Origin of the sequence: Methanomethylovorans sp., from assembly GCF_041305605.1 — an archaeon.
Classification (GTDB): Archaea; Halobacteriota; Methanosarcinia; order Methanosarcinales; family Methanosarcinaceae; genus Methanomethylovorans.
The window spans coordinates 1-8,032 of sequence record NZ_JBFYLB010000125.1; the positions used below are offsets into that span (position 1 = coordinate 1).

The following is an 8,032-nucleotide window of genomic DNA, read 5'->3' on the forward strand; positions in this document are numbered from 1 at the left end:
GTCGCGATCGATAAAGCCAGCCTGGACCTGATAAACCATCAGATCAATAAAGAAGGCTGCATGCACTCCATAAAGGATGTATGGGGTATTGACCCGATAGTGCATCTGGAATACGCTGAAAGGATGGGGGTCGGCAGTATGGAATATTCCTTAGATATTTGAAAAATCGTGGGGCATGAACACTTCTTATGGAGTGGGAGCCAAATTCCAGATGGCCATTGAGGACGGCAAGACGTTGACCGAAGCTATGAAAGAAGAGACGGTAAATAATGCAAAGGATGATGAAGTGTTCTATGGTAATATAGTCACTGTGCCTGTCTATGGAGTAGGTGATGTGGCGCATCACATATCCTAGTCCATGTTCAACATGGCCAAGGACGATGTGGTGATGGCTGTGATCAATGCTGTTACTGAAGTAATGGAAGCTACAATGGAGAAAGCTAAAGGCAAATTCAGGAACGAATATTCACCGCTTACGATTGCCACGGACGCAGCGGCAGCTACAAAGATCCTATGGATGGACGGTTTCACCACTATGATGATGCTGGATCTCTTGGTCAAAAGGTTCCATAACCTTGTGCTCAATAACCCTAAAAGAGGTGCTGCGGCAGAACTGCATAATGTTGACTTTATTGATCTGATAGAGAAAGGTGAGAGGATCATAGATCACAAGCCCAGAGGTGCAGGTTGGTAGTTCAGGGGATTACTATCGACCTGAGTCCCATAGAAAGAAATATGGTACTCAATAATCCGCAATGGTACACTTACCCGGCATGTGCCATCACGGTGAGGTTCTCTGCTGTGATGAGACTGGCGGATTTCCCATGCCTGCTTACCAGTGAGCCGATAACTGCAACGATGATGACGAACATAATAGCCCTGCACAAGAAAGAACCACACTCATCTGCCAGGGTATGTAAGTTCTGCGCAGCCAACTATTTCGATTACAAATGCGGATACTGCAACTGGACAGAGGCCGTTTGATCAGTGTGCCCTTTTATGTGTACACCCTTTTAAAGGAGTTGATCAAATAACAGAAATCGATCTTTAAGATTTCACTAATGATTTTCAATCATATCAGGAAAACTCCCGACCGAAAATCCTATCTAATCACACACATTATGGATTGCAATGACTTTTACCATTTGTCCTAAATGCGGGAATGATACTTCAGTATTACTTAGTGGTGTATGTAGAGAATGTTTTTTTCAGAATTTTGCTCTGGCCCAGCTACCTCAGGTGATCCAGGCACGGATATGTGCCAGTTGCGGGGCGCGTTTTACCCGTGGCAGGTGGACAGATGAAGATAATATTGGAACTATAGTTCTGAAAACGATCGAAGATAATCTTTCAATACATGAGGCTGCAGAAGACGTTGAGGTATGTATAAATCCCCGGCAGTTGACGCCTCACATGTATAAGGTGGAAGTGGAAGTAGTTGCAGCAATTCAGGGAGAAAGGGTTACTTCTGATCTGTCCAGTGAGATACGGATAATACGAGAGTCATGCGAGATGTGCAGCCGGATGTCAGGAGGCTATTTCGAAGGCATCCTCCAGATACGGGCCACTGAGAGAATACCTACTGAGAACGAGATAGAGGCCTGTCTTAGAATTGTGGACATGACCATTGACCGGATGCGTGCCAAAGGCGATCGTCTGGCATTTATAACCGATACAATCAGATCAAAGGAAGGTCTGGACCTTTATATAGGATCAGTTAATTCCGGCAGACATATTTGTAAAGCTATAATAGAAGAACTCGGTGGCACATTCTCTGAATCTCCATCCCTGTTCGGTCAGAAAGATGGCAAGGAAGTATATAGAATAACTTTTTCCATGAGGTTGCCACGATTCACACCCGGTGACATCATAACTATCGGAAACAGGAAAATTGTGGTTAAACATATGGAAAAGAAGTTAACTGGCACTGACCTCACTGACAGTTCACGTTTCATTGCCACAGAAGATGACATTGCCTTGGCCAAACATGTAGGCCACGTTAGAGATGCAGTTAATGCCGTGCTGGTTTCCGAAGAAGAACATGAACTTATGATATTGGACCCATTCACGTTCAGGACCGTAAATATAAAGAAGCCTGCGGGATTTTCGCTCATGGAAGACGAAGAGATCCCGGTGATAAGGATAGAAGATGCATTATTCCTCTTGCCTCCTGAATGGAGAAAGAGCGACACATGAAAGGGCTGATCGTTTGAATGTACTTGTAATTGGTTTCAGTACCCGTAATATTGTCTGTTCCGGTAGCAAGGCAGGTTACAATATGTATGCTATCGATGCCTTTTGTGATCAGGATACTGTAAACTGCTGTATTGCCACAAAGACGCTGCCAAAGGACCTGGACATAAGAAGCAAGGATGCAGCGGATATGATCTTTAATATGATCCTGAGCTTTGAAGTAGATTTTGATGCAGTGGTACCTGGTTCTGGATTTGAGTCAATGGACTTTAGTTCTCTTCCCTGGGTTGTACTGGCCAGTGATCCTGAACGCATTCAGATGGTGCAGGATAAGTTCATACTATCCCGCCGGCTTGCGGAGCTTGGATATCCTCATCCGCATGTTTATGAAAATATCGATGATAAGCCTCATAAATTCCCGGTGATTGTCAAGCCCCGCAAAGGAGGAGGAGGAATATTTAACAGGATAGCCTGGAACGAGCAGGAACTTTTAAAGGCAGTGAAAGAGATCCTGGAAACTGAACCGTCTTTTTGCCGCAACGACCTTATGATGCAGGAATTCATCCAGGGTTTACCGGCAAGTGTATCACTTATCGCCAGTAAAGATAAAGCAGTGGCTTTGGCAGTGAATGAACAGATTATCGGAACACCCTGGCTTACAAGGATGCAATTCGCCTATTGTGGCAATATCACCCCTTATGAGGGGAAATATGCAGAGGAAATGTGCAACATCTCAGAAAAGCTCATCAGCGAAATGGGGCTTCTGGGGTCCGTAGGGATAGACTTCATTGTGAGGGAAGACGGACCTGAGATAATAGAAGTGAATCCCAGGTTTCAGGGAAGCCTGGATACAGTAGAGCTTGCTACTGGCATGAACCTTTTCGATGCACATGTAAAAGCATTTCGCGGGGAGCTTCCTGTGAGGTGTAGAAACGTACAAAGGTCTGCCGGAAGATGCATAATATATGCAGATAGAGATATCAGGCTTGACGCACAGGTTCTGGCTTATATGCGTCAACAACAAATAGTAGATATACCGCAACCAGGTTACACTGCACTTGCGGATTACCCTGTGACATCTGTCCTGCATACAGGTGCAAACAGGGATGAGGTCCTTAATTCATTGAGATGCGATTCGGAAAAGATAAAGATACTATTAGACAATTGATCCATTGTACATACTGAGATAGATGTATAGCATACTGAGCATAATGTGCAAAAATTAATATTACAATACAACAGAGTATAATCCCATTCTTGAGGTGAGTGTTTTTGATAGATATGAACGATCCTGTTATCCGGGGATACCTAATTCGGCTTGTGGGTGAAGACGGGCTGGCTATGATCGAAAAAATGCCGGAGGGTGAGGTCACTGACGAGCAAATAGCTCAGGCCACAGGCATACTTCTCAATATTGTAAGGAGAACGCTATTCATATTGAATGAGAATAAGCTTGCTATTTGCAGGAGGGAAAGGGATGCCAGTAGTGGATGGCTCACTTATCTCTGGACCCTCGATATGTCTGACATCGAAAAACAGCTTGTGAAGGAGAAAAAGAGGTTGATAAAGAACCTTAAAGTGCGCAAGGAATTTGAAGAAACAAATGTCTTTTATGTTTGTCCTGAAGGCTGTATCAGAATGGATTTCAAACATGCTGCAGATGCCGTTTTTATGTGCCCGGATTGTGGAGAGGATATGATACACCAGGACAATTCGCCATTCATCCACATTATACAGGAACGGATCAAAAATCTGGAAAGCAGATGATATGATCACACGGGGCAAGGCATTACAAATACTAAGAGATGAGGGCTGCTCTGAAAAGGTAATAGCGCATTGCATAGCTGTTAGTGAACATGCTGCCGAAATTGCGGAAAAACTGGTAGCATCCGGTAGATCCGTAGATGTGGAGCTGGTAACAATAGGAGGTTTGCTCCATGATCTTGGAAGATGCCGCACTCATGGTATAGACCATGCAGTGGTAGGTGCAGACATGGCTATGCAATTAGGTCTTGATCCATTGGTCGTCAATATAATTAAGAAGCATATAGGCGCAGGCATTACCATAGAAGAGACAAAAGAACTCGCCCTGCCGGAAGACGATTATATACCATTTACCCTCGAGGAGAAGATAGTAGCACATGCTGATAACTTCACTTCAGGTGATACGAGGATAACCATGACCGAGCTAATGGAAAAAATGAAGAAAAGGCATTTCACAGAGGAAAGTATAGCACGCGTCATTGCATTGGCAGAAGAGATAGGCATCTATTGAACTACAATATTAATTATAAAAATTGTACTTTTGATGGAAGAACATCTAATTCATAGAAAGGCTTATATATATTCTGATTAATCAATACTTTGTCTGGGTGACAGATACTATCTTTTTGTAAAATTTTCTCATTTTGCGACGATGAGGTATACTGATGGTCGATGATAAATATTTAAAAGGTACAACTACTGTAGGTATAGTTTGTGATAAAGGCGTAGTACTTGCTACTGAAAGGCGCGCAACGATGGGACATTTCATAGCCAGCAAGACAGCCAAAAAGATTTATCAGATCGATGATCTAGTGGGTATGACCACTGCAGGATCTGTAGGAGATGCTCAACAGATCGTGCGCATAATGAGCGTTGAGTCACACCTCTATAAAATGAGGCGTAAAGAGCCCATGACTATCAAAGGCATAACTACGCTTCTGTCAAACATCTTGAGCGGACAGCGCTACTATCCTCTTATGGTGCAGTTGCTTGTGGGTGGCGTGGACAAGAACGGACCCGCCATATTCTCTCTTGATGCTCTTGGAGGCACCATCGAAGAGACAAAGGCTGTATCAACTGGTTCCGGTTCACCCATGGCTTATGGAGTGCTTGAAGACCGATTCATAGACGGGATCTCAATAGAGGAAGGAGTAGAGCTGGCAATACGTGCACTTCACAATGCAATGAAGAGAGATTCAGCTTCAGGCAATGGAATAGATGTCGTAGTGATCACAGCCGATAAATTTAATCGATTAGCAGAAGAAGAAGTTCAACAGTACAGGGATAAATTGAATTGATAAAATTCCTGTTTATTTGTTGACTTTACTTTGACATCCTGTTCTATCTTGAATAGATCAAAATTTTATATTTTTTTATTTTTCCCAAAGGAAGGCTTTTAATGGCAATAGATGAAGTATTAGCTGATCTTAAACAGAAAATAGACGAGAAATTGCCGAAGGGCACTACTGTTTCTAGTGTAGAGTTCGAAGGTCCGCAGCTTGTAATGTACACGGAGAACCCATGGAGTTTCGCGGACAATGGTAATATTGTCAGAAATCTTGCAAAAATTCTAAGAACACGTATTGTTGTACGTCCTGACCCAAAGGTTTTGCTGCCACCGGAAGAATCTGTGAAAAGAATCGTTGAAACTGTACCGGAAGATTCGGCTATAGCTAATTATCACTTCGACCCGGATGTGGGAGAAGTTATAATCGAAGCGGAAAAACCAGGGCTTGTAATTGGAAAGCATGGCGAGACCCTGAGAGAGATCACTAAAAAGATAGGATGGACACCAAAAGTGGTGCGTGCCCCACCCATATCCTCACGGACAGTAAAGAACATCCGTGAATTCATGAAAACAAATCACAAAGAAAGAAAAGAAATACTCAAAACCGTGGGACGTAAGATACACAGAGAATGTACATCTAAGGACAAATGGGTCAGGGTCACATCACTCGGCGGATGCAAAGAAGTTGGAAGAAGCTGTTTTCTGCTATCTACTCCTGAATCCAGCGTAATGATAGATTGCGGTGTTAATGTCGGTTCTGAAGAAAACATGACCCCTTACCTTTATGTTCCCGAAGTTTCACCCCTAAGCAAGCTGGATGCAGTGGTAATCACTCATGCCCACCTGGATCACCAGGGTCTGTTGCCACTTTTATACAGATATGGATTTGAGGGGCCTGTGTACTGCACACCCCCTACAAGAGACCTGACAGCGTTATTACAGCTTGATTTTATAGATGTGGCTTCCAAGGAAGGGAAGAGGCCCCCATATTCTTCAGCAGATGTGCGTGAAGTGCTTAAGCACACTATTGTCCTGGATTATGAAGAGGTCACAGATATTGCACCTGACATCAAGCTTACGTTCCACAATGCCGGGCATATCCTTGGTTCAGCGATCTCTCATTTCCACATAGGCGATGGACTGCATAATGTTGTCTTTACAGGTGATTTCAAATACGAAAAAACCAGGCTTTTCGACCCGGCAGTCAACAAATTCCCACGTGTGGAAAGCGTGATAATGGAATCCACTTACGGTGGTGCAAATGCTCTTCAGCCGTCCCTGCAGGACGCAGAGAGCCATCTGCAACAGGTTATTAAGAACACTCTCCAGAACAAGGGAATAGTATTGATACCTGCCTTTGCAGTAGGAAGAAGCCAGGAGGTTATGATTGTCCTGGAGGATGCTATACGCAAGGGACTGATAGATAACGTGCCTGTGTACCTTGATGGTATGATCTGGGAAGCTACGGCTATCCATGCTACATATCCTGAATACCTTAACAATGACCTGAGGAAGCTAATTTTCCAGAAGGGGGAGAATCCTTTCCTTTCAGAATCATTCAAACCCGTGGACTCCAATGAGCTACGTAAGGAGATCATAGAGAAACGCGAGCCATGCGTAATCCTTGCCACATCGGGAATGATGAACGCAGGGCCTGTGATGGAGTATTTCAAGGCCCTTGCTGAGGACGAGAGGAACACACTTGTATTCGTAGGCTACCAGGCAGACGGTACACTGGGACGCAGGATCCAGAAAGGCTGGAAAGAGATACCTCTCAATACCGGAAAGGGAACAGAGATGATACACATGAATATGAATGTGGAGATCGTTGACGGTTTCTCGGGCCATTCGGACCGCAGGCAGCTCATGGAATACGTGCGCAAGATGAAACCAAGACCTGAACGTGTTTTCACAGAACATGGAGATGAAAGGTCCTGCATCGATCTTGCAACTTCGATCCATAAAAAGAACAAGATGGAGACAAGAGCACTCACAAACCTCGAAACCATTCGTCTTGTATGATAGCGTCAGATAAGTCCGGACAGATACGCTATCAGTTCGGCATGGTCTGTAAGTACCATGTCGGCACCCATCAATTTTTCTTTTGGAAGATAGGTCGGGACTGCCACACAGTAGATACCGGCCATTTTTGCAGACTTGATCCCCAGGGGAGCATTCTCTATCACCATGCATTCTTCCGGTTCCAGCCCAAGTTTAAGAGCTGCTTTGAGGTAAGGTTCAGGATCTGGTTTTCCACGAGTTACATCTTCTCCCGAAACTATTGCCTCGAAGATACCGGGATAGAACTGGCCCATGAGTGCGTTGACTATAGTTCTGTCAGCTCCTGAAGCAACAGCCAGTTTATACTTTTTTTTGAGCGCCTTCAAACACATCTGCATCCCCTTGAAAGGTTCTGCTCTGTTGTTCCGCAGGAAATTCTCCCTCTTCTTTATGAGAAATACTTCGTAATCCGATGTGTCGGGCTCCATGCCTGCCTTATGAAAAATGAGATCAACAACACCTTTGTGATTGGAACCTTCTATCTCATATATATCCATATTCGTGATATGGATACCTACCTCCCCGAATGCCTGCACCCAGGCATCAGCATGATAGGGCATGGAATCCATAAGCACTCCATCAACATCAAATATCAGACCTTTTAACATGCAACTTCATCTTTTGGTATCGGATAAATATTTGTGCATGGGAATGCACTTGATATGTAATGTCTTGTATGAGTTTAAAAAGAGGATAGAATTATGGTATTTCATAGCCAAAATCCAT

General features: G+C 44.0%; 7 protein-coding genes and 1 pseudogene. 7 read left to right on the forward strand and 1 reads right to left on the reverse strand.

Annotated features, from left to right (window positions below):
* Positions 1–211: 211 nt before the first annotated feature.
* The 7 genes and pseudogenes from ACCM36_RS07820 to ACCM36_RS07850 all read left to right on the forward strand — a co-directional run bounded on the left by ACCM36_RS07820 (position 212) and on the right by ACCM36_RS07850 (position 7,267).
* A pseudogene (locus tag ACCM36_RS07820) lies at positions 212–984 on the forward strand (DUF2193 family protein).
* A gap of 147 nt (positions 985–1,131) precedes the next feature.
* Positions 1,132–2,196: a 60S ribosomal export protein NMD3 gene (locus ACCM36_RS07825; RefSeq protein WP_370573192.1), complete on the forward strand. Its 1,065-nt coding sequence runs from the start codon at positions 1,132–1,134 to the stop codon at positions 2,194–2,196.
* Between the two features lie 13 nt (positions 2,197–2,209).
* On the forward strand, positions 2,210–3,361 hold the full coding sequence (locus ACCM36_RS07830) for an ATP-grasp domain-containing protein (RefSeq protein ID WP_370573193.1): 1,152 nt from the start codon (positions 2,210–2,212) through the stop codon (positions 3,359–3,361).
* 104 nt (positions 3,362–3,465) lie between these two features.
* Complete coding sequence (locus ACCM36_RS07835; protein ID WP_370573194.1) at positions 3,466–3,960, forward strand: transcription factor; 495 nt, start codon at positions 3,466–3,468, stop codon at positions 3,958–3,960.
* Between the two features lies 1 nt (position 3,961).
* Entirely contained in the window at positions 3,962–4,468 is a 507-nt protein-coding gene (locus ACCM36_RS07840) for a TIGR00295 family protein (protein WP_370573195.1), read from the forward strand.
* 154 nt (positions 4,469–4,622) lie between these two features.
* Positions 4,623–5,255 carry an archaeal proteasome endopeptidase complex subunit beta gene (gene psmB / locus ACCM36_RS07845; protein WP_370573196.1) on the forward strand — a complete coding sequence of 211 codons (633 nt, stop codon included), beginning with the start codon at positions 4,623–4,625 and terminating at the stop codon, positions 5,253–5,255.
* A gap of 101 nt (positions 5,256–5,356) precedes the next feature.
* Positions 5,357–7,267 (forward strand): beta-CASP ribonuclease aCPSF1, encoded by a 1,911-nt coding sequence (locus tag ACCM36_RS07850; protein WP_370573197.1) that lies wholly within the window; start codon positions 5,357–5,359, stop codon positions 7,265–7,267.
* A gap of 5 nt (positions 7,268–7,272) precedes the next feature.
* On the opposite strand, the gene ACCM36_RS07855 is transcribed toward ACCM36_RS07850, so the two are convergent.
* Positions 7,273–7,914, reverse strand: coding sequence for an HAD family hydrolase (locus tag ACCM36_RS07855; RefSeq protein ID WP_370573198.1), 642 nt, complete (start codon positions 7,912–7,914; stop codon positions 7,273–7,275).
* Positions 7,915–8,032: the final 118 nt, after the last annotated feature.